This is a genomic window from Nonomuraea harbinensis, assembly GCF_019396385.1.
In the GTDB taxonomy this organism is placed as follows: Bacteria; Actinomycetota; Actinomycetes; order Streptosporangiales; family Streptosporangiaceae; genus Nonomuraea; species Nonomuraea ferruginea.
Genome location: NZ_JAHKRN010000068.1, coordinates 1 through 23,121 on the forward strand (window position 1 = coordinate 1; position 23,121 = coordinate 23,121).

A 23,121-nucleotide genomic window follows, 5' to 3' on the forward strand; every position below is an offset into this window, starting at 1 on the left:
CGTACGGCTTGCGTTCACTCACCCGGCTATCTCAACACGTCCACGCTCACCAGCCGGGCATAACGCTACAGATTCACTCGATCACACTACGACATCACGGGCATAGGCTCACGGATCGTCCTCTGAGGACCGTCCCGCGCACGCCCCCGCCAGCCAGGACGGCCAGGACGCCCGGCAGGACGGGCCGACGCCCGACCCGGCACTCGTCGACTACGCCCGCCGCGTCGCCGACGAACACCACACCGCCCACGGCAAGCCCATCACCCGCGACCAGCTCCGCGCCCGCCTGGGCGTGTCCAACCAGCTCGCCTCAGACCTGCTGCGCACCCTGCGTACCGCATGAACAGGAGATCACCGATGACCGACGACCGCCTCGCCCTCGTACATGGCCTCATCCACCTGGCCGCCTTCCTCCAAGCCAACCCCGACGTACCCACCCCACGCAGGGCCGTCATCCACTACTTCGCCGAGCACGCCGACGACGACCAGATGCGCGCCCAGATTGACACCATCGTCGGCCTTCTCGGCAGCACGGCCGACCCGGACGGCGGCCACTACACGACCTCGGTGCGCTTCGGCCCTGTGGAGTACCGGGCCGTGGCCATCCTGTCCGACGCCCGCGCCCGCCACGCCGCCCACGACAGCTACCGCGACTGCATCACACCCGACACCAACTGAAGGAGAACCACCATGCGTATCCGCCTCGAAGGAAACCGCGCCGAGATCGCTCTCGGCATGCTCCACCTGCGCGACGCCTTCGACGTCACCTCGATGTCGCGGGCCTACCCCGACCGCGCCCGGCCCCGCAGCTACCGCATGTACGTGACGATCACCCCGCGCAAGAGCCGGTGACCGCCATGACCGAACAGCCCTGGGCCGACTGGCCCGAGATCCTCGACGCCATCCCGATCGCCCGCTACCGCTGCTGCACCTGCGGCGGCACCGGGCTCACCGACGACACCTGCGCCGACTGCCACGGCACTGGCTTCGACAACCACGGCGCCTGAATCGCTGTAGCGCCCCCCGCCTGGCCACACATCCGCCAAGACGTCCGCCAGGCCGGGGGCCATCCCACACCAGATGACTGGATAGGACGGTCCCATCTTGCCCTGCCTTGCCCACTCCCACGCCGTCGCCGGAATGATCGACCGGCTCAACCACCCCGACTACGACCGCTGGGCCTCCCAGATCCGCCGTACCGGCGGCTGCCGCCAACCCATCCACCTGCGCGGCAAGGTCGACCACTACGACCAGGCCACCGGCGAACTCCTGCACCGCTACACCACCCGCACCGAACCCGACGGCATCCTGCGCGTCCCGTGCAAGACCCGCCGCGCCTCCCGCTGCCCGGCCTGCGCCGAGATCTACCGCGCCGACACCTACCAACTCATCCGCGCGGGCCTGGTCGGCGGCAAGAGCGTGCCGGAGACGGTCAGCGCGCATCCGTGCCTGTTCGTCACCCTGACCGCCCCGTCCTTCGGAGCCGTGCATGTCCGGCGGGAGAAGAACGGCAAGGTCCTGCCCTGCCACGCCCGCCGGAACGCCGCCACCTGCCCGCACGGCCGCATCATGTCCTGCACCGTCCGGCACGCTGCCGACGATCCGCGGCTCGGGGAGCCGCTGTGCCCAGACTGCTACGACTACGACGGGTCGGTGTTGTTCAACGCGATCAGCCCGGAGCTGTGGCGGCGTTTCACCGAGGCCCTGCGCCGCCGCTTCGCCAAGCTCTCCGGCCTGACGCTGAAGGCCCTGCGTGAGCAGGCGGTCATCTCGTTCGCCAAGGTCGCCGAGTACCAGCGGCGCGGCGTCGTCCACTTTCACGCCGTGATCCGCCTCGACGGTCCAGACGGCCCCACCTCGCCGCCCCCTGCCTGGGCCACGGCTGAGGCCCTGGCCGACGCCGTCCAGCACGCGGCGGCAGCCGTGACCGCAGAGGTCAAGCCACTCGGCCGTGTCTTCCGCTGGGGGAGCCAACTCGACGTCCGCCGCATAACCCTGGACGGCGAACTCACCGAGCAGGCTGTCGCCGCCTACATCGCCAAGTACGCGACCAAGGCCGCTGAATGCGTCGGCACTCTGGACCGGCGCATCCAGCTCCTCGACGACCTCGACGCGCTCCCGATCCGGCCGCACGCCCGCCGGCTGATCGCCGCATGCCTGCGCCTGGGCACCCTGGAAGACCTGGCCGACCTCCGGCTGATCCAGTGGGCGCACATGCTCGGCTTTCGCGGCCACTTCTCCACCAAGTCTCGCCGCTACTCCACCACCCTGGGCGCCCTCCGCGCCGCCCGTGAAGAACACATGCGCGCCGAGAACGTCACCACCGGCCGCCTGCCGCTCTTCGAGGAAGACACCGTCCTCGTCATCGCCCACTGGGAGTACGCCGGACAGGGCCTCTCCCTCGGAGACCAACTCCTCGCCGCCGCACTCACCGGCACACGGCTTCCCGCCACTGGTGGTGATGCCTGATGAGCAGGCGTGACGAGCTGCTGACGGTTCCGCAGGTCCTCTCCGAACTCGGTGGGCTCTCTCGTCGAACCTTCTACCGCTGGCGCGAACTCGGCCGTGCGCCGGTCTGCGTTCAACTGCCCAACCTCGAACTCCGCGTCTGGCGGAGCGACCTCATGGCCTGGCTCGACTCGCGACGGGAGGCAGTGTGAACACCACCTACGACGTGCGTTTCAGCCAGATCCAGCAAAGATCCAATGGTGGCGCGTCGAGCTTCGTCGCGCGCTGGCGGGTGGCGGGCAAGGAGAGGTCGAAGAGCTTCCGTACCAAGGGCCTGGCCAACGCCTTCATGTCCGACCTTCGGCAAGCGGCCAAGCTGGGGGAAGAGTTCGATATCGACACCGGCCTTCCGGTGTCGATGGCAGCGCCACCGAGCTCCGGCCCGTCGTTCCTGGAGTTCGCGCAGGCGTACGCGCTCCGGCGCTGGAACACCTCGGCGGCTCGAACTCGGGAGACGGACGCGTACGCGCTCCTGAGCCTCATCCCCGCCCTGGTGGCGGACGCGCCGCGCCGTCCCTCTGCGGAGGAACTGCGGGAGGTGCTCAGGATTCATGCGTTGCTTCCGGAGAAGCGGCGGGCCGCCCTGACCACGACACAGACGGCGACTCTGCATTGGCTGGAACGGGCATCGCTTCCGCTGTCGACCCTCGGGGAGGCAGACGTTCTCCGTACGGCCCTCGACGCCATCTCAGTCACCTTCGCCGGCACCCCAGCGGGTGCGAACACGGTGCGTCGTAAGCGTGCCGTCCTTCATCACCTGCTGGAGCATGCGGTCGAGCAAAAGGCGTTCAACGGCAACCCGCTGGATGCGATCAAATGGACGGCACCCAAAGCCGTGACGGTCGTCGACCCCCGCACCGTGGTCAACCCGGCCCAAGCGCGTCAGCTCCTCGACGCCGTGCCCAAGGTGGGGCGCAAGCGAGGTCCGCGGCTCAAAGCGCTGTTCGCCTGCATCTACTACGCCGCCCTCCGGCCGGAGGAAGCAGCCGATCTGCGGCTGAAGAACTGCACCCTGCCTGCGTCGGGATGGGGCCTGATCGTCCTGGAGCGGGCCCGGCCCCAGGGGACGAAGCGCTGGACCAACTCCGGCGAGACCCACGAGTCGCGCAGCTTGAAGCACCGCGCAGACAAGGAGACGCGAGAGATCCCGATCCCGCCCGTCCTGGTCGCCATGCTCCGCGAGCACATCGCCGAGTACGGCACGGCCAAGGACGGCAGGATCTTCCGGACCGGCACCGATGGGAGCTACTCCAGCTCGGCGTACTCCTACGTCTGGCAAGAGGCCCGGAAGCTCGCCCTCACCCCGGCACAGGCGGCCTCGTCGCTGGCCGCACGGCCATACGACCTTCGTCACGCTGCCGTGTCGCTCTGGCTGAACGCTGGAGTCCCGGCACCAGAGATCGCCAAGCGCGCCGGTCACGGCGTTGACGTCCTGTTGCGGGTCTACGCCAAGTGCATGGACGGTCAGCAAGAACAGATCAATAGCAAGATCAACGACGCCTTGGACCCATAGCCCGCCTTCACTCCGACTTCGGCCCCGGCACGACCGGGGCCTTCTGCTTTATGCGCGGCGTCCGCCGAGTCGGTCCCACCAGGCGACGCCACGGTACGTCAACCTTTAATGCACGGGTAGTGATCAGGGAGACCCTATGCGCGATGAGCACGACCGCCCTGGCCCTTCGACCGAGAACCTTCCTCCACTGCGCCGACCTCCGTACGGCTTGCCACTTCGAAGGCGAGCCCGGCCCGTTGACGCCAACGCCGATCTCCGCTGGAGGAGGTACGCGACTCCGACGCCGCCGACGAGGTCAACATTGCACCGCTCGGATCGTCGGGCAAGGCTCGCGCTGGCCGCCGGGTTCCTGGCCTGCGTCGTTCTCGGCGTCTGGTCGAGCGTCCCAGGCACCGGCGGGGCCTCCGAGGGGTCGAGAGGTGCCACGGGGGCAACACACCACCTGAATACGGCAGAGAAGCCGGGCGTATCGCTTCCTCCGTCGCCGGAGCCCACGAAAAGCGTGCGGGCCCCTACCGTGCCAAGCCCGAAACCTACGCCTGCGAAAAGCATGAAGCGTGAACGGGCAGAAGCATCGGGCGTAAGCCGTCACCGGAGACAGCGCATAGTTCGGGTCGAACCGCGTAGGAAGCCCTCCGCATCCGCGGGCCGGGGTAGAGCGACCGAGAGCAGGGGCGCGCATCGCGGTACCGGAAACCCGCTGGTTCCACTGATCGCCGCGAGGTGCGACGAGATGTTCCCGCCTTCCCGCCCAGCGTCCCGACTTCGCAACCGGGTATGCCACCAGGTCTACGGCCGATAGTCGGCGCCATCACTCGTCGAAGCCGGCGATCCAGCCCTCGATGTACTTCGCCGCTTCCTCGGCGAGAACCACGGCCTCCCTGGGGGCCGGGCCGAGGGAGTCGACGAGCTTCTCAGGGTCTACAGGCTGGCCGGGGCTCACGAGATAGCAGGACAGACCCGTACTCATCTGCCGGGCCATCGAGGAGACGAACGCGTTCCGGCGGAACCTGTTGCACAGCAAGAGCAGGCCCTGGCGCTCAAGTTCCTGCCTCAACTCCGTCAGCGTGTCCTCGAAGTCCACCGGTGATCGGAACACCAGCGGCGAAGCATTCTGCCGGTCGAAGCGGAGTTCGCAAATATCATCGTCTTCGATGTCCCGTAGCGTTACGAAGCATGGCAGGCGTGATTCATCTGCGAGATTTACTGCTTCAAGCCGGTACATGCTCACCTCGGTACATAGTTCGGGTTGGGTATCCACGTGTCCGGCTGGTCGAATCGGCCTAACCGCCAAGCGCCCCTGATCTGGCCTGGTTCGATCCGCTTGAACACAACTTCCTGCTCAGGCAGCAGGTACTTGACGCCGTCCCTGTATTTCACGGGCTCGCCGTTGCCCCAGTTGTCTATCTCGTAGATGAAGCCCTTATGTTTGATCGCGAACCCTCGTGCCACGTTCTTACTTTCGGAAGCCGCGATCAAGCCGTTCCCGCCGGTCATGTGTTCTTCGAGGCCCATCTCAGGGTTGCGGGCGGTCATGCCGTTCTCGAATATCCTCTCGGTTCGTCGGCCGTCGCCCCGGAACAGTGGGGGAGTTCCTTGGTCTACGGGTCCAGAAGCCCCGCTGTCGAGCGATGATGTCTTCCCTGAAGGGCGTGCCCTCGTGCTCTCCGCAGCCTTCCCCAAGGCTCCGGCAATGCGCTTGCCACCAGAGGCTACGCTGCTCGACCCGCCTGATCCGAGAGCCGCGAGGATGTCCGGGATGAGGCGTCCGAAGGCTCGTTCGGGGTTGGTTATCCAGGTGTCCCAGTCCGCCGCTGCCTTGGCGAACCCGAGCGGATCCTGAACGCCCGCGATCACTGCTTGGGCGACGTCGCCGGCGTCGCGTTCCCACCCCCAGTAGTCGAAGATGACGCGGTTGGGGGTCATGGTGAGCGCGGTCTGGCCTACTCCGGTTGCGCCCTCGACGGCGCCTTTGGCAAGTTCGATCATCGGGTCGCCGGAGTTGAGATTGGGATCGAAGGTGGCTTGGATCTGCTGGCCCACGCGGTCCCAGAAGCCCCCGGTCACCGGGAGCACCGCGCCGGGGGCGAGCAACCCCTCGTCCACCATGACGGGCTTGCCGCCGCTGAACAATTCCGGCTTGTCGAGCTCCATCCGCTCCAGGAGCAGTAATCGCCGGTTGATCTCCGGGCCTTGCTGTCCGGCCCACCCGGCTACCTGGCGGATCTTGTTGGCCGAGACCGGCGACAACCAGGCCCCGCGCAGCAGCTCCCATAACTCGTCGCCGATGGAGCCCAGAGAGGTCTCAGCCGTGTACATGGCCGCCTTCAACGCCCGGACGCCCTCCGGGACCATGCCTTCGAGCTCGCCCATGGCTCAGCCGGGGCTGTCGGCGGGGGTACGAGCGAGCAGGGCCCGGAGTTCGTCAACCGCTTCGATGCACGCGTTGAGCAGGACCTGGCGCTGTCCGGTGAGCTCCTGGCCGAAGCGCTGCGCGGCCGGGCCGGTCCAGATGTTCTGCGCCATCAGCGTCACCGCTCGGTCGAGGCTGGTCCGGGCCTCGTCGGTCAGTTGCTCTGCTCGGCGTAACGCCTGTTCCACTTGCTCCCGGGTCATGCGCGACTCCCTCGGGCGCGGCGATGGGGCCCTGAGATCGAGGTGTGAGGCCATTGGACTTCGGTGCATGAGTCAGAGCAACCGAATCGTCGGGATTGGTCTGATATCGCCGGACGGAGTCCCTCGCACGCTCGACGGCGTTCTGGGGGCTCTACCTGGTCGGCGCGGCCCGTATCTTCCCTGGTCGGTACGGCTGAATAGGCCTCAAGATCATCCCGTATATCTCCCGTGATCAAGGTCCTACGGCTGCATACGGGGGCTCTCGGCGGCCTACGAAGGATCAAGAAATCAAAAGACCTGCGGCTGAGAAACCGCAGGTCAACGGGCGAAAACCCTGGTCGAAGAGAGTGCCCCCGGCAGGATTCGAACCTGCGGCACCCGCTTTAGGAGAGCGGTGCTCTATCCCCTGAGCTACGGAGGCGGACAGACCAAGCCTAGCGAAAGTCCGGCCCTCCGTGTGCCACCCGGCCCCCGTGACTTGCCGGAGCCCACGTCATGGGTGGTGTGAGCTGCGGTAAAGCCCTGGCAAGTGATCACCTTTCGGGACAGGTGACGCGGATACCGTCCCACCTGTGGATGCGAGGCGACGGAGGCAGGCGCGTCGGCGGCCGGTGGTGCTGTTCGCGGCGCTGCTGGCGCCGGCGATCTTCGCTGCGGGGTTGGCGGCCGGGGAAGCGGGGCGGGACGAGCGGGTGGGTGGTCGGCGGGGTGCGGTGGCGGGGGAGAGGCCGGTCGTGTTCGGGCCGGTGGTCGCGCCTGCGCCGGCTCATCCGGTACGGGCGTTCGCGGCGCCGGTGCCTGCTCAGGTGGCACCTGCTCCGGTCGTTGAGGAGGCGCCGGTGGTGAGGGCTGTGGTGGCGCCCAAGGTTCGGTCGCGGACTCGGGAGCCGGATGACGTGGTGAGGGAGACATCGCGGGGCAAGCCGTCGCCGACTGCGGAGGCGTGTCCGGAGGAGTGGGAGGACACGTGGCTGTGGGAGTTCTGCCGGGAGCATGAGCGGAGGGTGGCGGCCGGGTCGCGGCGCCGTGACTGACTCCCGGTGTGGGGGTGGCTGGGGCTCGGAGCCGCGTCCTGAGCCCCAGCAGCCTCCCTGCCCCAGAAGTCCCGCTGTGCCAGAAGCCGAGGTACGTCAGAAGCCCAGGTGCCCGAAGCCAAGCCTCCCGGAAGTCGGGGTGCAGGAGGCCGGGGGTGCAGGAGGCCCAGGGCGCCGAAGGTCAAGTGTGCCGAAAGCCGAGGGCGCCGAGTGCCAAGCCTGCCGGAAGCCCGGCCGTCCAGAAGTCCAGCCCGTCCAGAGCCCAGCCGCCCTGAATCCCGCTCGCCATAGAACCGCAAGCCTGTCCGCCGCGTACTGACAGACAAGGGCAGCGGTCGTCTTGAAGGGGCAAAAGCGTCGTTCATGTCATAACGGCTCTCCGGAGTTCGGTCCGGACACTCAGAGGGCTGTAGTAACGTGCGTGCCGGACCCGCGTCACGAGTTTGCAAAGCGGAGGAGTCGAACGTGCCAGCCCCTCGGTCAGCAGGTCTGATCGCGGTTGTCATGACGATGACCTCCCTGGCGGGCGTGCCCGTGGCCGGGGCGGCCCAGGCCGCCGGGCCGGCCGCGGATGCCGGTCAGCAGGCCGTACGAGAGACCGCGGCGAACAAGAGGGCGAACGAGAACCCGAAGGACCTCACCGCGCTGCGCAAGGAAGCGCAGCGTTCCGCCCAGGAGCTGGAGGACGCCACCAAGGCTCTGGAGAAGCGCCGCACGGACTTCGCCGCCGCCGAGAAGGAGCTCAAGGAGAAGCTGAAGGCCCTTGAGGTGGCGGAGCGGCAGCTCGCGCAGGTGCGGCGGCCGGTGTCGCAGCTGGCCGAGCTGCTCTACCAGCAGCCCGTCGGCGCCGACGGGGTGGCGTCGTTCCTGGCCGGTGACTCCAACAGCGATACCTTGCGGGCGCTGGCGAACGTCAACCACATGGTCACGGTGCGGCAGCACGCGGTGGAGGAGACGAGCACGCTCACCCTGCACACGCAGCGGCTGGCCGGCGACGCGCAGGAGTTGCGGGCGGGCAACCTGCTCGCCGAGGCGCAGATGGCGGCGGAGATCGACCTGCTCAGGAAGAAGTCCGACAAGGTCGTCAAGTCGCTGACCCAGCAGCTGGTGAAGCTCGGCATCAAGATCGACAAGGTGGAGAAGGCGGCGCTCGGGTGCAACCCGCTGCGGGCGGCCACGGCCAACGACTACCCGAACGGGCTGATCCCGACGAGCATGCTCTGCCCGTTGCAGCAGAAGGGGCACAGCCTGCGGGCGGACGCGGCGATCGCGTTCGTCAGCTTGAACGAGGCCTACCGCAAGCAGTTCGGCAGGCCGATGTGCGTGACGGACGCCTACCGGAGCCTGGCGGAGCAGCAGTCGGTCTACTACCGGCGGCCGGGGTTCGCGGCCGTGCCGGGGAAGAGCAACCACGGGCTGGGGCTGGCCGTGGACCTGTGTGGCGGGGTGGAGAGGTTCCGGTCGGCGGAGTTCAACTGGCTGGAGAAGTACGGCAAGAAGTACGGGTGGATCCATCCCGACTGGGCCTACCGCAGCCCGTTCGAGCCGTGGCACTGGGAGTACGATCCCGAGGCCGACTCGGTGCTTTAGGGCTCTTCACGTGTGCTCGTCGCCGACGCGCCGATGGTCTGCTCGATGCCGATCAGGGCTTCCAGTTGTTGTGCGGACAGCGACGCGGTGAAGTGGCGGTGGATCGAGGCGAGATGGGCCGGGGCGGCCTCGGCGTAGACCTGCCGGCCTGACTCGGTGAGCACGACGTCGTCGCCGCGGCCGTCGAGCTCGCAGGCTTGGCGGGCGATCAGCCCTCGCCGTTCCATCCGGCCGAGTTGGCGGGACAGCCGGCTGTGGGCCCAGTTCATCCGGGCGGTGAGGCCGTTCACCCGGATGCAGTGCTCGCCGTCGGACATCGCCACCACCGCGTCCAGCACCTCGTAGTCGGCCATCGACAGGCCTGTGTCCCGCTCCAGGTCGCGCGCGATCTCCGCGTCCACGAGCAGGTGCAGCCTGCGGTAGGCCGCCCAGGCCTGGCGCGCGGTCTCTTCTTGCGGTCGCGGTCTCGTCATGGGGATCAGTGTAAGGAATTTTCGTGACATGTAACGAGACTTCCTCTATCGTCTTCGTTACATGTAACCAAAGAGCGGAGGCGTGATGTCGTTCGAGCAGCGCATGATCGAGGTCAACGGGGTCGAGCTGAGCACGGAGTCCTTCGGCCGGTCGGAGCATCCCGCGATCCTCCTGGTCCATGGCGCGGGTCACTCACTGCTGGCATGGGAGGAGGACTTCGTCCGGCGGCTGGTGGCCGGGGGCCTGTACGTCATCCGCTATGACAGCCGGGACGCCGGCCTGTCGTCGAACTACCCGGCGGGGGCGCCGGCGTACGGGCTGCGGGACCTGGTCGCCGATGCCGCCGGCCTGATCGACGCCCTCGGCCTGACCAGCGCCCACGTCGTCGGCATGTCGCAGGGCGCGGCGATCGGTCAGCTTCTGGCGCTCGATCACCCCGGACGGGTCGCCTCGCTCACCCTCGCCTCCGCCACGCCCGGCGGGCCCGGGCACGAGCACCCGGACCTGCCGCGGATGTCGGCGGACCTCCAGGCCCTGTTCGCGGAGGAAGACCCCGGGCCCGACTGGTCCGACCGGGCCGGTGTCATCGACTACCTGGTGGAGGCCGAGCGGCCGTTCGCCGCCGCCTCAAGGCCGTTCGACGAGGCGGGCATGCGGGCCATGGCCACCCGGGTGGCCGGACGCACCAGGAACATCGCCGCCCAGCTGACCAACCCCTTCATGATCGATGCCGGGGAGCCGTGGCGGGGCCGGCTCGGGCAGATCACCGCGCCGACGTTGGTGCTGCACGGCACCGAGGACCCCATGTTCCCCATCGAGCACGGACGTGCCCTGGCCGAGGAGATCCCCGGTGCACGCTTCGTGGCGATGGAGCAAACCGGTCACGAGGTCTTCCCCCGCGCCCAGTGGGACACCGTCGTCGACGCCGTCCTCGATCACACGAGGGCCTTCAGGCCGGTTTGATGGCGATGGACAGGTGGCCCGACGCCTGGGCGCCTGCCAGGGACTCCGCCTGGGTGAGGGTGGTGGCCAGGACGACGAGGGCGCCGTGGTCGTCGTCGGCCGACGGGATGGTCAGCACGGTCACGTCGTCGGCGACCAGGGAGGCGGTCTGGGTGTCGCCGGCGGCGAGGACGCCGATGCGGGAGCCGGGGGAGATCAGGCGCACGGCGTCGGGGTCGGAGATGCGTACGGGGGTGGCGACCATGCCGGGCGGCAGGCGTAAGCGGTCGAGGAGGCGGGCGTCGGTGAGCGGCTCGCCGCGGCGCATGGGGGTGGCCAGGACGCGGCCGGTGGCGCCCGTGCGGAGGGCGCCGTCGGGCGGGGCGGGCATGGGCACGGCGCGCAGGTCGCCGGGGCGGAGCACGCCGGGTGACAGGTCGCGGGCGGCGACCAGCACGGCCGGGCCCGCGGGCGGGCGCAGCGCGAGGTGGCCGCACAGGACGCCGAGGGCGGCCAGGACCGCGGCGATGAGGCGGCGGCGCCGCTCGCACCGCCGCAGCCAGGCGCGGATCACGGCAGCTCGAAGGGAAGCTTGATGCCGTCGAGGGCGGACCCGCAGGAGCACGTGCGCTCCTCCGGCAGGGCCTGGACCGTGTCGGAGACGAGGGTGCGCATGCGGGCGACGTTGCGGGCGAAGAACGCCAGCACCTCTTCGTGGGTGACGCCCTCGCCGGCCTCCACGCCGGCGTCGTGGTCGGTCACCAGCGACAGCGAGGTGTAGCAGAGGGCCAGCTCGCGGGCGAGCACGGCCTCGGGGAAGCCGGTCATGCCGACGATGGTCCAGCCGTTGCGCTGGAACCACTGCGACTCGGCCCTGGTCGAGAAGCGCGGGCCCTCGATGACCACGAGCGTGCCGCCGTCGGCGGTCTGCCACTCCCCGGCGTGGGCGGCGGCGACGGCGACCTCGCGCCCCGACGGGCAGTAGGGGTCGGCGAAGGAGACGTGGACCGCGCCGCCGGCGTCGTAGTAGGTCTGGACGCGGCCGGAGGTGCGGTCGACGAGCTGGTCGGGGACCACGATCGCGCCGGGGCCGAGCTCGGGCTTCAGCGAGCCGACCGCGCTCGGGGCGAGGACCTGGCGGACGCCGAGGGAGCGCAGGGCCCACAGGTTGGCGCGGTAGGGGATGCGGTGGGGCGGGAACCGGTGGTCCCGGCCGTGGCGGGGGATGAAGGCCACCGGACGCGAGCCGATGCGGCCCACCGTGACGACGTCGCTGGGCGGGCCGTAGGGGGTGGCGACCTCGACCTCCTCCGCCTCGTCGAGCAGGGAGTAGAAGCCGGAGCCGCCGATGACGCCGATGTCTGCGCGAATGACCATGGCGCTGAGAGTAGCGGGCGGGGGAATGGGGTCGAAGAGGCCGAATCTCGTTCTGTGGATATCGCGGGCGGGCGGGGTGAGGGCTGTGGACAAGGCGTGACCACCCAACGTGGCCGGTGCGATACGCGTCGTATTATCGGCGCATGCGGCAACGGGGCCTCGGGCTGATCATCATCGCGCTGATGCTCGGCATGCTGCTGGCCGCGCTCGACCAGACCATCGTGTCCACCGCGCTGCCCACGATCGTCGGCGACCTGGGCGGGCTCGATCACCTGTCGTGGGTGGTGACGGCCTACATCCTCGCCTCGACGGTGTCCACGCCGCTGTGGGGCAAGCTCGGCGACCAGTACGGGCGCAAGCGGCTGTTCATCGCCGCCATCGTGATCTTCCTGACCGGCTCCGCGCTGTGCGGGCTCAGCCGTAACATGGGCGAGCTGATCGGCTTCCGCGGCCTCCAGGGCCTCGGCGGCGGCGGCTTGATGGTGCTGGCCCAGGCCATCGTGGGCGACGTGGTCTCGGCCCGCGACCGGGGGAAGTACCAGGGGTTCTTCGGCGCCGTGTTCGCCGTGTCGAGCGTCGTCGGGCCGCTGGTCGGCGGCCTGTTCGTCGACCATCTGTCGTGGCACTGGGTGTTCTACGTCAACCTGCCGCTCGGCGCCGTCGCGCTGCTCGTGATCACCGCCGCGCTGCCCGGCGACCGCCAGCGCGCCCGCCACACCATCGACTACGCGGGCGTGGTCCTGCTGGGCGGCGCGACGTCCTGCCTGGTGCTGATCGCCACCTGGGGCGGCACCGTCTACCCGTGGGCCGACCCGGTGATCGTCGGGCTGGCGGTGGCGGCGGTCGTGATGCTGGCCGGCTGGGTGGCGGCCGAGCGCCGGGCGCGTGAGCCGGTGCTGCCGCTCGCCCTGTTCAGGAACCAGGCGTTCGCGGCGTCGTCGGTGGTGGGGTTCGTGGTCGGGTTCGGGATGTTCGGCGCGCTCACGTACCTGCCTCTCTACCTGCAGGTGGTCCACGGGGTGAGCGCCACGCTGTCGGGGGTCTACCTGCTGCCGATGATGGCCGGCATGCTCACGCTGTCGATCGTGAGCGGGTTCGTCATCTCGAAGACCGGTAAATACCGCTTCCTGCCGATCGCGGGCACGGGCATCGCGACCGTGGGGATGTTCCTGCTGTCGACGCTGACCGAGTCGAGCGGCATGCCGGCCCTGGCGGTCTACCTGCTGATCCTCGGCGTGGGCATCGGCATGACCATGCAGGTGCTGGTGATCGTGGTGCAGAACGCGGTCTCGTTCAAGGACCTGGGGGTGGCCACGTCGGGGGCGACGTTCTTCCGGTCGATCGGCGGGTCGTTCGGGGTCGCGGCGCTCGGGGCGGTCTTCACCGGGCGGCTCGCGCAGGACGTGCGCGAGGTGCTGGCCAGGTCGTCGCTGCCGCCGGGGTTCGACCCGGCCGAGGTGCAGAAGGATCCCACGGTGGTCCGGCGGCTGCCGCCCGGCCTCGCGGCCGAGTTCCTCCACGCGTACGCCGACTCGATCGCCATGGTGTTCCGGGTGGCGGCGCCGGTCATGCTGGTGGCGTTCCTGCTGTCGTGGTTCATCCCGCAGCAGCGGCTCAGGGAGACGACGAAGGCGGCCGACCTGGGCGAATGCCTGGGTGCGACGTCGGCCGAGCGTTCGTCGCTGGAGGAGGTGGAGCGCGGCCTGGTCCGGCTCGCCGACGCCGAGCTGCGCACGGGCTACTACACCCGGATGGGCGATCTGGCCGGGCTGGCGGGCATGAGGCCGGAAGGGGTGTGGATCATCGCCCGGCTGGGCGGCAAGGGCTGGGTGTCGGCCGCCGCCCTGGCGGAGCGGGCGCGGGTCAGCAGGGAGCAGGGCAGACCGTACGCCGACCAGCTCGTCGACGACGGGTTTCTGGAGCGTTCGGCGGACGGCGAGATGCTGCGGCTCACCGAGCGCGGCCAGGAAGCCGCGCTGCGGCTGCTGCGTTGCTCACGCGAGGCGCTGAGCAGGTCGGTCGCCGACTGGGGGCCGCATCCGCAGCTGGAGGAGCTGCTCGACCGGGTCGCTCCGGATCTGCTCGGGGCCCTGGTGGACCGCCCGCGTTAGTTAGAAGCGGCGGCGGGGGCGGGGGCCGACTCGGCGGGCTTGCTGTCCGACTTCGACTCGGACTTCGAAGAGGACGAGCTGTCGGACTTCGAGGAAGAGGACGAGGAGGAGCCCGACGACGAGCGGTTGTCGGTCTTGTAGAAGCCCGAGCCCTTGAAGACGATCCCGACCGCCGAGAACACCTTGCGCAGCTGCCCCTCGCACGCGGGGCACACGGTCAACGCGTCGTCACTGAATTTCTGAACGACCTCGAGCTGTTCGGCGCAGTCGTTGCAGGCGTACTGGTAGGTCGGCACGCGTTCCTCCTAGCAGGCTTTGGCACTCATGCCTTGCGACTGCTAATGGTAACCGATGCGGTCAAACGCCTATTCCAATCCCCGCTCCCCGTACCATCCGGCGAGCTTGCCGCGGCGGCTGACGGCGCGTAACCGGTGTTCGACCTGGTCACGGGTGGCGGCGGTGGTGACGAGCAGGATCTGGTCGTCGGCCCTGATCTGAGTGGTCTCGCCGGGTACGAACGACCTGCCGTCGCGCACGATCAGCGTCACCTGGGCGTCGCGCGGCAGCCGCAGCTCGAAGATCTCCACCCCGTGCAGCCGTGACCCGGGCGGCACCGACACCTGCAGCAGGTCGGCGTTCAGCTCCTCCAGCGGAGCCGCCTCCACCTCCAGCTCGTGCGCCTCGACGGGTGTGGTCACCTTGAGCAGGCGGGCGGCCCACGGCAGCGTCGGCCCCTGGAGCAGGGTGAACACGATGACGATCACGAACACCTCGTTGAAGATGTCCTTGGAGCCCTCGACCCCGGCGGCCCACGGGATCGTGGCCAGCACGATCGGGATCGCGCCGCGCAGCCCCGCCCACGACAGGAAGGCCTGCTCCCGCCACGACACCCAGCCCTGCCCGAGCAGCCGCCCGAGCGCCGCGCTGACCAGCACCGCGAGCGGCCGTGCCAGCACCACCATGACCGTGCCGGCGATGAGGCCGGGCACGATCGCCGACGACATCTCCATCGGGCTGGCCAGCAGGCCCAGCATCACGAACAGCCCGATCTGCGCCAGCCACGCCATGCCCTCCGCGAACCCCCTGGTGGTGGCCCGGTGCGGCAGCTTCGAGTTGCCCAGGACGAGCGCGGTCAGGTAGATCGCGAGGAAGCCGGAGCCGTGCAGCAGCGCCCCTCCCGCGTACGAGAAGAGGGTGAGGCCCAGCACCGCGATCGGGTAGAGGCCCGAGACGGGCAGCGCGATGCGGCGCAGCGCGAACGCGCCCGCCGGGCCGATCGCCAGCCCGACGGCGGCGCCGATGGCCAGCTCGCTGCCGGTCTCGACGAGGAACGAGCCGAGATCGGGCGACGCGTGGACGGTGCCGCTCAGCAGCACCACGGCGAGCACCGTCGGGGCGTCGTTGAAGCCGGACTCCGCCTCCAGGATGCCCGCCAGCCGGGGCGGCAGGGGCAGCCGGCGCAGGACGGAGAACACCGCGGCGGCGTCCGTCGGCGCCAGCACCGCGCCGATGATCAGCGCGGTGATGGTGTCGACGCCCAGCAGGTAGCGGACGGGGATGGCCACGGCCAGGATGCTGACCGCGACGCCGACCGTGGCCAGGATCAGCGCCAGCGGCACTGATCGGCGGACCTGACTCCAGTTCGTGGTCAGGCCGCCCTCGGCCAGGATCACCGCGAGCGCCAGGAAGCCGATGTCCTTGGCCAGGCCGGGATCGGCGAACGGGATGCCGAACCCGGCGTCTCCCAGGACCAGCCCGAACCCGAGGAACAGCAGCAGACTGGGCAGCCCGCTGCGGTGCGCGACCCGTACCGAGATGACGGCGGCGATGACGATGACAGCACTGACGAGGAGCCAGACATCCAGCGTCATCTGGCCCCCTTTGATCACCTGTGTCTAGGTAAGTTTAATTAGTCCCGAAGGTGTGATCGCAAAGCGGATGGCCCGATCGTGCGGTTCCGCCGGAATGTCGTCCCTGAGCTCACCCTCGTGCAGCGGTGCGACGGTCGGCACGTTCGGCCCGACCCGGGCCAGCGCCCGGTCGAACGAGCCGCCGCCGCGGCCCAGCCGCACCCCGGTGCGGCGGTCCACGGCCAGCGCGGGCGCGATCACCAGCGCGGCCGTGCGGATCGCGTCGACGCCGCGCCGCGTGTCGACCGGCTCCATCAGGCCGAACCGGCCCGGCGCCAGGGTGTCAGGCCCGTCGTACACCGCCCAGTCGAGGTCGTCGTCCTCGCGCAGGACCGGCAGCATCACGGTCGCGCCGTGCTTCCACAGCGCGAACACCAGCCCGTGCGTCCCGGGCTCGGCGCCGATCGACCAGTAGCAGGCGACCAGCCCGGCCATCTGGACCCAGGGCTGGTCGAGCAGGGTTTCGCGGACTTTGGTGGCGTTCGCGCGGAGCTGATCGGGGGTGAGCGAGGCGCGCGCCGCGAGCAGTTCCCGACGCAGGTGCGGCTTGTCCACAGGTACCTCCACTAGGGTCTAGGCATGGCTGACTTCGACCCTGTGACGAAAGCCGTCGTGCCCGCCGCGGGTCTGGGCACCCGGTTCCTTCCGGCGACCAAGGCGACACCCAAGGAGATGTTGCCCATCGTCGACAAGCCCGCCATCCAGTATGTCGTCGAGGAGGCCGCCTCCGCTGGCCTACTCGACGTGCTGATGGTCACTGGCAAGAACAAGCGGTCCATAGAGGATCATTTCGACCGCGCGTACGAGCTGGAGGACGTGCTCGAGGCGAAGGGCGACGAGCACCGGTTGTCCCAGGTCCGCGAGCCGGCCTCACTGGCGACCCTGCACTACGTGCGGCAGGGCGAGCCCAAGGGGCTCGGGCACGCGGTCCTCTGCGCCAAGCAGCACGTCGGCGACCACCCGTTCGCCTGCCTGCTCGGCGACGACCTGATCGACCGGCGCGACCCGCTGCTGCAGCGCATGATCGAGGTGCGCGGCGCGTACGGCGGCAGCGTGATCGCGCTGATGGAGGTCCCCAGGGAGCAGGTCTCGCTGTACGGGGTCGCGACCATCGAGGCGACCGGCGAGGACGACGTCGTCAAGGTCGTCGACCTGGTGGAGAAGCCTCCGGTCGAGGAGGCGCCCTCCAACTGGGCGATCATCGGGCGCTACGTGCTCGACCCGGAGGTCTTCGCCGTGCTGGAGGAGACCCCGCCGGGCCGAGGCGGCGAGATCCAGCTCACCGACGCGCTGCGCACCCTCGCCGGCCGCGACGCCGACAAGGGCGGCCCGGTGCACGGCGTGCTGTTCCGCGGCCGCCGCTACGACACCGGCGACAAGCTCGACTACCTGCGCACGGTCGTGAAGTTCGCGGCCGACCGGCCCGACCTCGCCCCCGACTTCCTGCCCTGGCTGCGGGAGTTCCTCGATGAAATCGGTTGACGCGCACCTGGCCGACATCCTCGCCACGGTGCGCCCGCTCGCGCCGCTGGAGCTGGAGCTGGAGCAGGCCCTCGGCGCCACGCTCGCGGAGGAGATCACCTCCCCGGTGCCGCTCCCGCCGTTCGCCAACTCCGCCATGGACGGATATGCCGTACGAGCGAGCGACATCGCGGACGCGCCGGTCACGCTGCCGGTGATCGACGACGTGGCGGCCGGGGCCGGCGAACTGCTCGCCGTCGGCCCCGGCCACGCCGTCCGCATCATGACCGGCGGCCCGATGCCCTCAGGGGCCGACACCGTGGTGCCCGTCGAGCTGACCGACGGCGGCACCGTCCAGGTCCGCATCGACGAGACCGTGCGGGAGGGCAACGCCATCCGCCTGGCCGGCGAGGACGTGCAGGCCGGCGCGGTCGTGCTCAAGCCCGGCACCGTCATCGGCCCCGCCCAGCTCGGCATCATCGCCGGCGTCGGCCGCCGCCGCGTCCTGGCCCGGCCCAGGCCGCGCGTCGTCGTGCTCGCGACCGGCGCCGAGCTGATCGAGCCGGGGCTGCCGCTCGGCCCCGGCCAGATCTGGGACTCCAACAGCTTCACGCTCACCGCCGCCGCCCGCTCCGCCGGCGCCGACGGCTTCCGCGCCCCCACCGTGGGCGACGACCCGGCCGCGTTCCTGGAGCGTCTCGACGCCCAGCTCGTCCGCGCCGACGCCGTCGTGACCAGCGGCGGGGTGTCCATGGGCGCGTACGAGCCGGTCAAGGAAGCCCTCGGCCCGCTCGGCACCGTACGGTTCGACAAGGTCGCCATGCAGCCCGGCATGCCCCAGGGGTTCGGCACCGTCGGCGACGACCAGGTGCCGATCTTCGCGCTGCCCGGCAACCCCGTCTCGTCGTTCGTGTCGTTCACGCTCTTCGTCCGGCCCGCGCTCGACAAGATGCGCGGCCTCCCGGCGGGGCCGCCCGCCACCGTCACCGTCCGCACGACGGCGTCGCTGCGTTCCCCGGCCGGCAAAAGGTCGTTCCTGCGTGGCATGCTCGGTTCCGACGGCTCCGTCGCCCCCGTGCACGGCCAGGGATCACACCAGCTCGCCGCCCTGGCCTCCGCCAACGCGCTCATCGTGGTGCCGGAGGACGTGACCGAGGTGCCCGCCGGCGAGCAGGTGGAGGTGATCAGGCTGTGAGCGAGCTGACGCACGTCGACGAGACCGGCGCCGCGCGCATGGTGGACGTGTCCGCCAAGGACGTCAGCGCCCGCACCGCGACGGCCACCGGCCGGGTGCTGCTGTCGCCCGAGGTGGTGGCGCTGCTGCGGTCCGGCGACGTGCCCAAGGGCGACGCGCTCGGCGTGGCCCGCATCGCCGGCATCATGGGCGCCAAGCGGACACCCGACCTCATCCCGCTGTGCCACCCCATCGCCATCCACGGCGTCAAGGTGACGCTCGACGTGGCCGACTGGGGCGTGACGATCACCGCCTGGGTCAAGACCGCCGACCGCACCGGCGTGGAGATGGAGGCGCTCACGGCGGTGTCGACGGCGGCGCTGGCGCTGTTCGACATGGTGAAGGCGGCCGACCCCGCAGCGGTGATCACCGACATCCGGGTCGAGGAGAAGACGGGCGGCAAGACCGGCGAGTGGAGGCGGGCGTGATCAGGGCGCTGGTGGTGACGGTGTCGAACCGGGCGTCCGCCGGGATTTATGCCGATAAGTCAGGACCGCTCCTGGTTTCCCTGCTCACCGAGGCCGGCTGCACCGTCGAGGGCCCGGTGGTCGTCCCCGACGGCGACCCCGTCGAGGCCGCCCTGCGCGACGGCGTCGCCCAGGAGTACGACGTGATCGTCACGACCGGCGGCACCGGCCTCACCCCCACCGACCTGACCCCCGAGATGACCGCCCGCGTGATCACCCGGGAGATCCCCGGCATCGCCGAGACCATCCGCGCCGCCAACCGCGACCAGGTGCCCACCGCGATCCTCTCCCGCGGCCTCGCCGGCCAGGCAGGCCACACCCTCATCGTCAACCTGCCCGGCTCCAGCGGAGGCGTACGCGACGGCGTCGCCGTGCTCGCCCCCGTGCTCAAGCACGCCGTCGACCAGATCCGCGGCGGCGACCACCCACGCTGACCTCAGATGCGCCACCAGACCCGTGGCGGCATCGCGCCGAATCGGGGGATGATGTCAGATGTGGATCGACTACGCGGCTGGCCTGCGACGCTGACCGAGGGCCCGGTGTCCCTCAGGCCGCTCCGGCTGAGCGACGTACGCGTCTGGCGCGACACCCGGGTGCGCAACGCCGACTGGCTGCGCCCCTGGGAGCCGAGCAACCCCGAGACACCGCTCTTCCGCACCGGGCTCGGCCCGTACATCACCATGGTCGCCACCCTGCGCCGCGAGGCCCGGCAGGGCCTCGCCCTGCCCTGGGTGGTCACCTACCGCGGCCGCTTCGCCGGGCAGCTCACCATCGGCGCCATCGTCTGGGGCTCGGCCCGATCCGCCCAGGTCGGCTACTGGATCGACGGCGCGCTCGCAGGCCGCGGCATCACACCGACCGCCCTCGCCATGGCCGTCGACCACTGCTTCTTCACCACCGGCCTGCACCGGATCGAGGCGAACATCCGCCCCGAGAACCAAGCCAGCCGTAGAGTGGTTGAGAAACTGGGCTTCCGGGAAGAAGGCATTCGGCGTCGCCAACTCCACATCGACGGAGCCTGGCGCGACCACATCTGCTACGCGCTGACCGCGGAGGACGTCCCCGGCGGCCTGCTCGTACAGTGGCGTCGCGCCCGGTCGTCCGTGGAAGAGGTTTGACGATCTCGCGACACACCGCATCGAATGCTCGTCAATCAGTGACACGCGGTCTTACGGTGCGTGACGTGAGCACAATGAGAACGCCCGACGCACCGAGGCGTTCTCGTGCTGCCCGGAGGTGCCTGTGAGCGGTGCTCTCCTCTACCTCGCCATCGTCATCATGTGGCTCTGCGTGCTGGTGCCCATGTGGCTGCGCCGGGACAAATCCAACCTCGCCGAACTGGCCGAACTCGAAGAGCACTACACCGGCGAACACCAGATCCCCGACCTCACCACCGCGCCCGACGAGGAGCCGGTGGAGACCGAACGCGTCGACCCGCGCCAGTTCCGTTACCGGCGGCGGGCGATCATCGTAGCGCGCCGGCGGCGGTTGCTGTTCTTCACCATCCTGCTGGTGGTGGCCTCGGTGGTCACGGCCTCGGTCCAGATGATCCCCTGGTGGGGCGTCGCCCCGTCCGGCGCCGTCATGCTGCTCTACCTCGTGTTCCTGCGCATCGCCGTCAAGGTCGACCGCGAACGCCGCCAGCGCGCCCTCCAGGCCCGCGAGCGCACCCGCCGCATCCGCGCCCGCCGCCGCGCCGAGGAACTCGCGGCCAGGGAGGCAGAGGTCATCGAGTTCACGGGGGCGCAGGGGGATGTTCTCTTCGACCAGTACGCCGAACCGCCTCGGCGAGCGGTGGGTGACTGAATACTGTGGCGCGAGGACCCTCGGTTGTTTGCTAATCTGGTCGAGGTCTTGGGGATGTAGCGCAGTCCGGTAGCGCACTTCGTTCGCATCGAAGGGGTCAGGGGTTCGAATCCCCTCATCTCCACCCAGGGTCGTTCTTGAAACGGCCGGACTGAAGTTGACGGGATCCCGTCTGATCATCGCGATCGGGCGGGATCTCGTCGTTTCAGGAGTTCCGAGCCTGGTTCTGCCGGGGTGGAGGTCCGGCGTTCGCCCGGACGGCTCCTCTACCGTCGAGTCGGTGGGCGCGATCAGGGCTCGGCCCTGCCGGTCGCCCATGCCCAGGCCGCGATGGCGACGCGGTTTCTGGCGCCGGTCTTACGCTGGATGGCAGCTATGTGGTTCTTCACCGTGCCCGCGGAGAGGAAGAGTTCCGCGGCGATCTCGGCGTTGGTCTTGCCGTGCGCGACCAGCGCCACGATGTCATCTTCCCGCTCGGTGAGTACGACGTTCGGTGTCTCGTGCGGTAGGCCGTGGTGGCGCAGCAGTCGGATGGTGAGCTGCGGGCTGATGAGCATGTCGCCGTTCGTCGCGGCCCTGATGGCTTCGATGAGCAAGGTGGGGCCGGAGCGTTTGAGGATGAATCCAGAGGCGCCGTGCCGCAGTGCCGCGTGGACGTACTCGTCGAGCCCGAAGGTGGTGACGATCACCACGTGGATGTCGGTGTCGGCAAGGGCACGGGCTACCTCGATGCCGTCGGCTCCGGGCATCCGGATGTCGGCGAGCACGACGTCCGGTCTGATCGTCCTGGCGGTGTGGATCGCGGTGCGTCCGTCGGCGGCCTCGGCCACGACCGTCATGTCGGGCTGGGCGTCGAGGATCATGCGGAAGGCGCTTCGAATGCCTTCCTGGTCGTCGGCGATGAGGATGCGGGTGGACACTCCGGCGATTGTGCCACTGGCAGGCGCGCGGTCAGCGACCACCCATCCGGTACGGCCTGCGTGACCAGTTCACCGCCCTGCGCCTGGACCAGCGCGGTCAGGCCGGGCAGGCCGTACCCGCCGCGCCGGCCGCTTCGCGCTCGTGTCACGCCGTCGTTGGTCATCGTGATCTCCAGTAGACCTCCTCCGGCGCTGATGCCCAGGTCGACGCGGCTGGCCTGGGGAGCATGCCGCCGGACGTTGGTGAGTCCTTCGATGACGATCCGGTAGGCCAGGACCGCGGTCTCCGCCGGGACCGCTACCTGCGGGTCCATGCGCAGGCGGACCGGCGCGGGGCCGGCGGCGGAGAAACGTTCGGCTGCCTCGCGGATGCCGCTGAGGTCACCAGTGGAGATGAGGGGCCGGTCGTGGTGCAGCGTGTCCAGGGTACGGTCCAGCATCGACATGGCGCGCTGGCCTGCGGCTTCGACGCGTTCGAGCGCCCGCAGCGGATCGCCCACGACCCTGCCCGCCTGGGCGTGCGCCACCATTTCGCTGATGTCGTGGGCGACGAAGTCGTGCAGGTCTCTGGCCAGCTGAAGCCGTAATGCGGTGCGGGTGTCGGCCACGGCGCGGGACTGCCGTACCTCGAGAGAACGCAGGTAACCCCCGACAACGGCGGCCAGGAGCGCGCCCAACCCCCAGAACAGGCACGCGCCCAGCGCTTCCAGCGGCGAGGCGGGGGCGAAGAAGCGCAGCAGCCAGGTGGCCGAGGCCAGGCCCGCCGCCGGCGCGGTCACCGCTGCCCGCCGTGCCGACACGCGTCGGACGATCAGGCCGGCCAGCGTCATGAGTGCCAGACTCTCGATCATCCCCAATGCGGCGGCGCCCGGCTCGGGCTGCACAATGCCGATGACGTGAGCCAGCGTGACGGCCAGCGACCCGGCCGCGGCCACGCAGGTCAGCGCAGGCAGACGCGGCTCGAGCGACGACCGCGACAGCGCTGCCGCCGCCACTGCGACGGGAACCAGCAGCGATATCGACACGACAATCCACATCCAGCTCACCGGACCGACGATACGTCCACCGTGAAACCGGCCACGGGTGCCGAACGGCACCTGTGGCGATGGCCGGAGGTGCCGAACGGCATCTGGTCCGCAGGTCTGCCGCCCGGCGACG

26 protein-coding genes and 2 tRNA genes are annotated in these 23,121 nt (G+C 69.8%); 16 read left to right on the forward strand and 12 right to left on the reverse strand.

The annotated features are described in order from the left end of the window. Positions 1 to 357 precede the first annotated feature (357 nt). From KME79_RS40040 to KME79_RS40065, 6 genes are all read left to right on the forward strand, one after another. Positions 358 to 678 (forward strand): hypothetical protein, encoded by a 321-nt coding sequence (locus KME79_RS40040; protein WP_219551092.1) that lies wholly within the window; start codon positions 358 to 360, stop codon positions 676 to 678. Between the two features lie 12 nt (positions 679 to 690). Next, positions 691 to 852, forward strand: a complete 162-nt coding sequence (locus tag KME79_RS40045; RefSeq protein WP_219551094.1) for a hypothetical protein — start codon at positions 691 to 693, stop codon at positions 850 to 852. Positions 853 to 857: 5 nt separating this feature from the next. After that, positions 858 to 1,007: a hypothetical protein gene (locus KME79_RS40050; protein ID WP_219551096.1), complete on the forward strand. Its 150-nt coding sequence runs from the start codon at positions 858 to 860 to the stop codon at positions 1,005 to 1,007. A 133-nt stretch (positions 1,008 to 1,140) separates the two neighbouring features. Then, positions 1,141 to 2,469, forward strand: coding sequence for a replication initiator (locus tag KME79_RS40055; protein ID WP_219551151.1), 1,329 nt, complete (start codon positions 1,141 to 1,143; stop codon positions 2,467 to 2,469). After that, positions 2,469 to 2,660: a helix-turn-helix transcriptional regulator gene (locus KME79_RS40060; protein ID WP_219551098.1), complete on the forward strand. Its 192-nt coding sequence runs from the start codon at positions 2,469 to 2,471 to the stop codon at positions 2,658 to 2,660. Before KME79_RS40055 ends, KME79_RS40060 begins: the two co-directional genes overlap by 1 nt. Further along, positions 2,657 to 4,021 carry a tyrosine-type recombinase/integrase gene (locus tag KME79_RS40065; RefSeq protein ID WP_219551100.1) on the forward strand — a complete coding sequence of 455 codons (1,365 nt, stop codon included), beginning with the start codon at positions 2,657 to 2,659 and terminating at the stop codon, positions 4,019 to 4,021. The genes KME79_RS40060 and KME79_RS40065 overlap by 4 nt, the downstream gene beginning before the upstream one ends. 811 nt (positions 4,022 to 4,832) lie before the next feature. Here the strand turns inward: KME79_RS40065 and KME79_RS40070 are convergent. The 4 genes from KME79_RS40070 to KME79_RS40085 all read right to left on the reverse strand — a co-directional run bounded on the left by KME79_RS40070 (position 4,833) and on the right by KME79_RS40085 (position 7,058). Further along, positions 4,833 to 5,246 (reverse strand): hypothetical protein, encoded by a 414-nt coding sequence (locus tag KME79_RS40070; RefSeq protein ID WP_219551102.1) that lies wholly within the window; start codon positions 5,244 to 5,246, stop codon positions 4,833 to 4,835. Positions 5,247 to 5,248: 2 nt separating this feature from the next. After that, positions 5,249 to 6,394 (reverse strand): hypothetical protein, encoded by a 1,146-nt coding sequence (locus tag KME79_RS40075; protein ID WP_219551104.1) that lies wholly within the window; start codon positions 6,392 to 6,394, stop codon positions 5,249 to 5,251. 3 nt (positions 6,395 to 6,397) lie between these two features. After that, positions 6,398 to 6,637: a hypothetical protein gene (locus KME79_RS40080; protein WP_219551106.1), complete on the reverse strand. Its 240-nt coding sequence runs from the start codon at positions 6,635 to 6,637 to the stop codon at positions 6,398 to 6,400. Between the two features lie 348 nt (positions 6,638 to 6,985). Further along, positions 6,986 to 7,058: transfer RNA gene (locus tag KME79_RS40085), tRNA-Arg, on the reverse strand. A 1,117-nt stretch (positions 7,059 to 8,175) separates the two neighbouring features. Here KME79_RS40085 and KME79_RS40090 point away from each other — a divergent pair. Continuing rightward, a complete protein-coding gene (locus KME79_RS40090; RefSeq protein WP_246641225.1) occupies positions 8,176 to 9,261 on the forward strand; it encodes a D-alanyl-D-alanine carboxypeptidase family protein in 1,086 nt (361 codons plus the stop codon). Here the strand turns inward: KME79_RS40090 and KME79_RS40095 are convergent. Further along, positions 9,258 to 9,734, reverse strand: coding sequence for a MarR family winged helix-turn-helix transcriptional regulator (locus tag KME79_RS40095; protein ID WP_219551108.1), 477 nt, complete (start codon positions 9,732 to 9,734; stop codon positions 9,258 to 9,260). The genes KME79_RS40090 and KME79_RS40095 overlap by 4 nt on opposite strands. An 85-nt stretch (positions 9,735 to 9,819) precedes the next feature. On the opposite strand from KME79_RS40095, the gene KME79_RS40100 reads away from it, so the two are divergent. Then, a complete protein-coding gene (locus KME79_RS40100) occupies positions 9,820 to 10,698 on the forward strand; it encodes an alpha/beta fold hydrolase (RefSeq protein WP_219551110.1) in 879 nt (292 codons plus the stop codon). Here the strand turns inward: KME79_RS40100 and KME79_RS40105 are convergent. Beyond that, a complete protein-coding gene (locus tag KME79_RS40105) occupies positions 10,685 to 11,251 on the reverse strand; it encodes an RcpC/CpaB family pilus assembly protein (protein ID WP_308249224.1) in 567 nt (188 codons plus the stop codon). The two genes, KME79_RS40100 and KME79_RS40105, sit on opposite strands and share 14 nt — an antisense overlap. Continuing rightward, positions 11,248 to 12,054 (reverse strand): S-methyl-5'-thioadenosine phosphorylase, encoded by an 807-nt coding sequence (locus tag KME79_RS40110; RefSeq protein ID WP_219551112.1) that lies wholly within the window; start codon positions 12,052 to 12,054, stop codon positions 11,248 to 11,250. The genes KME79_RS40105 and KME79_RS40110 overlap by 4 nt, the downstream gene beginning before the upstream one ends. Before the next feature lie 143 nt (positions 12,055 to 12,197). On the opposite strand from KME79_RS40110, the gene KME79_RS40115 reads away from it, so the two are divergent. Beyond that, positions 12,198 to 14,165, forward strand: coding sequence for an MDR family MFS transporter (locus KME79_RS40115; protein WP_148029024.1), 1,968 nt, complete (start codon positions 12,198 to 12,200; stop codon positions 14,163 to 14,165). Here KME79_RS40115 and KME79_RS40120 read toward each other — a convergent pair. From KME79_RS40120 to KME79_RS40130, 3 genes are all read right to left on the reverse strand, one after another. Next, a complete protein-coding gene (locus KME79_RS40120) occupies positions 14,162 to 14,461 on the reverse strand; it encodes an FmdB family zinc ribbon protein (protein WP_219551114.1) in 300 nt (99 codons plus the stop codon). The genes KME79_RS40115 and KME79_RS40120 overlap by 4 nt on opposite strands. A gap of 69 nt (positions 14,462 to 14,530) precedes the next feature. Beyond that, entirely contained in the window at positions 14,531 to 16,036 is a 1,506-nt protein-coding gene (locus KME79_RS40125; protein WP_219551116.1) for a potassium/proton antiporter, read from the reverse strand. A gap of 24 nt (positions 16,037 to 16,060) precedes the next feature. Continuing rightward, positions 16,061 to 16,630: a 5-formyltetrahydrofolate cyclo-ligase gene (locus KME79_RS40130; RefSeq protein WP_219551118.1), complete on the reverse strand. Its 570-nt coding sequence runs from the start codon at positions 16,628 to 16,630 to the stop codon at positions 16,061 to 16,063. A 24-nt stretch (positions 16,631 to 16,654) separates the two neighbouring features. On the opposite strand from KME79_RS40130, the gene galU reads away from it, so the two are divergent. The 7 genes from galU (at position 16,655) to KME79_RS40165 (ending at position 21,167) form a co-directional block, all read left to right on the forward strand. Beyond that, the gene (galU, locus tag KME79_RS40135) at positions 16,655 to 17,557 is read left to right on the forward strand and encodes a UTP--glucose-1-phosphate uridylyltransferase GalU (RefSeq protein WP_148029028.1); all 903 of its coding nucleotides are present in this window, start codon (positions 16,655 to 16,657) and stop codon (positions 17,555 to 17,557) included. After that, the gene (gene glp / locus KME79_RS40140) at positions 17,544 to 18,731 is read left to right on the forward strand and encodes a molybdotransferase-like divisome protein Glp (protein ID WP_148029029.1); all 1,188 of its coding nucleotides are present in this window, start codon (positions 17,544 to 17,546) and stop codon (positions 18,729 to 18,731) included. The genes galU and glp overlap by 14 nt, the downstream gene beginning before the upstream one ends. Further along, positions 18,728 to 19,198, forward strand: coding sequence for a cyclic pyranopterin monophosphate synthase MoaC (gene moaC / locus KME79_RS40145; RefSeq protein ID WP_219551120.1), 471 nt, complete (start codon positions 18,728 to 18,730; stop codon positions 19,196 to 19,198). The genes glp and moaC overlap by 4 nt, the downstream gene beginning before the upstream one ends. Continuing rightward, positions 19,195 to 19,671 carry a MogA/MoaB family molybdenum cofactor biosynthesis protein gene (locus KME79_RS40150; protein ID WP_219551122.1) on the forward strand — a complete coding sequence of 159 codons (477 nt, stop codon included), beginning with the start codon at positions 19,195 to 19,197 and terminating at the stop codon, positions 19,669 to 19,671. The genes moaC and KME79_RS40150 overlap by 4 nt, the downstream gene beginning before the upstream one ends. 51 nt (positions 19,672 to 19,722) lie before the next feature. Further along, on the forward strand, positions 19,723 to 20,355 hold the full coding sequence (locus KME79_RS40155; RefSeq protein WP_187281380.1) for a GNAT family N-acetyltransferase: 633 nt from the start codon (positions 19,723 to 19,725) through the stop codon (positions 20,353 to 20,355). Between the two features lie 124 nt (positions 20,356 to 20,479). Next, complete coding sequence (sepX, locus tag KME79_RS40160) at positions 20,480 to 21,043, forward strand: divisome protein SepX/GlpR (protein ID WP_219551124.1); 564 nt, start codon at positions 20,480 to 20,482, stop codon at positions 21,041 to 21,043. A 50-nt stretch (positions 21,044 to 21,093) separates the two neighbouring features. Continuing rightward, positions 21,094 to 21,167, forward strand: a tRNA-Ala gene (locus KME79_RS40165). A gap of 166 nt (positions 21,168 to 21,333) precedes the next feature. Here the strand turns inward: KME79_RS40165 and KME79_RS40170 are convergent. Next, on the reverse strand, positions 21,334 to 21,963 hold the full coding sequence (locus KME79_RS40170; protein ID WP_219551126.1) for a response regulator: 630 nt from the start codon (positions 21,961 to 21,963) through the stop codon (positions 21,334 to 21,336). Beyond that, positions 21,903 to 23,009, reverse strand: coding sequence for a sensor histidine kinase (locus KME79_RS40175; RefSeq protein WP_219551128.1), 1,107 nt, complete (start codon positions 23,007 to 23,009; stop codon positions 21,903 to 21,905). The genes KME79_RS40170 and KME79_RS40175 overlap by 61 nt, the downstream gene beginning before the upstream one ends. Between the last annotated feature and the right edge of the window lie 112 nt (positions 23,010 to 23,121).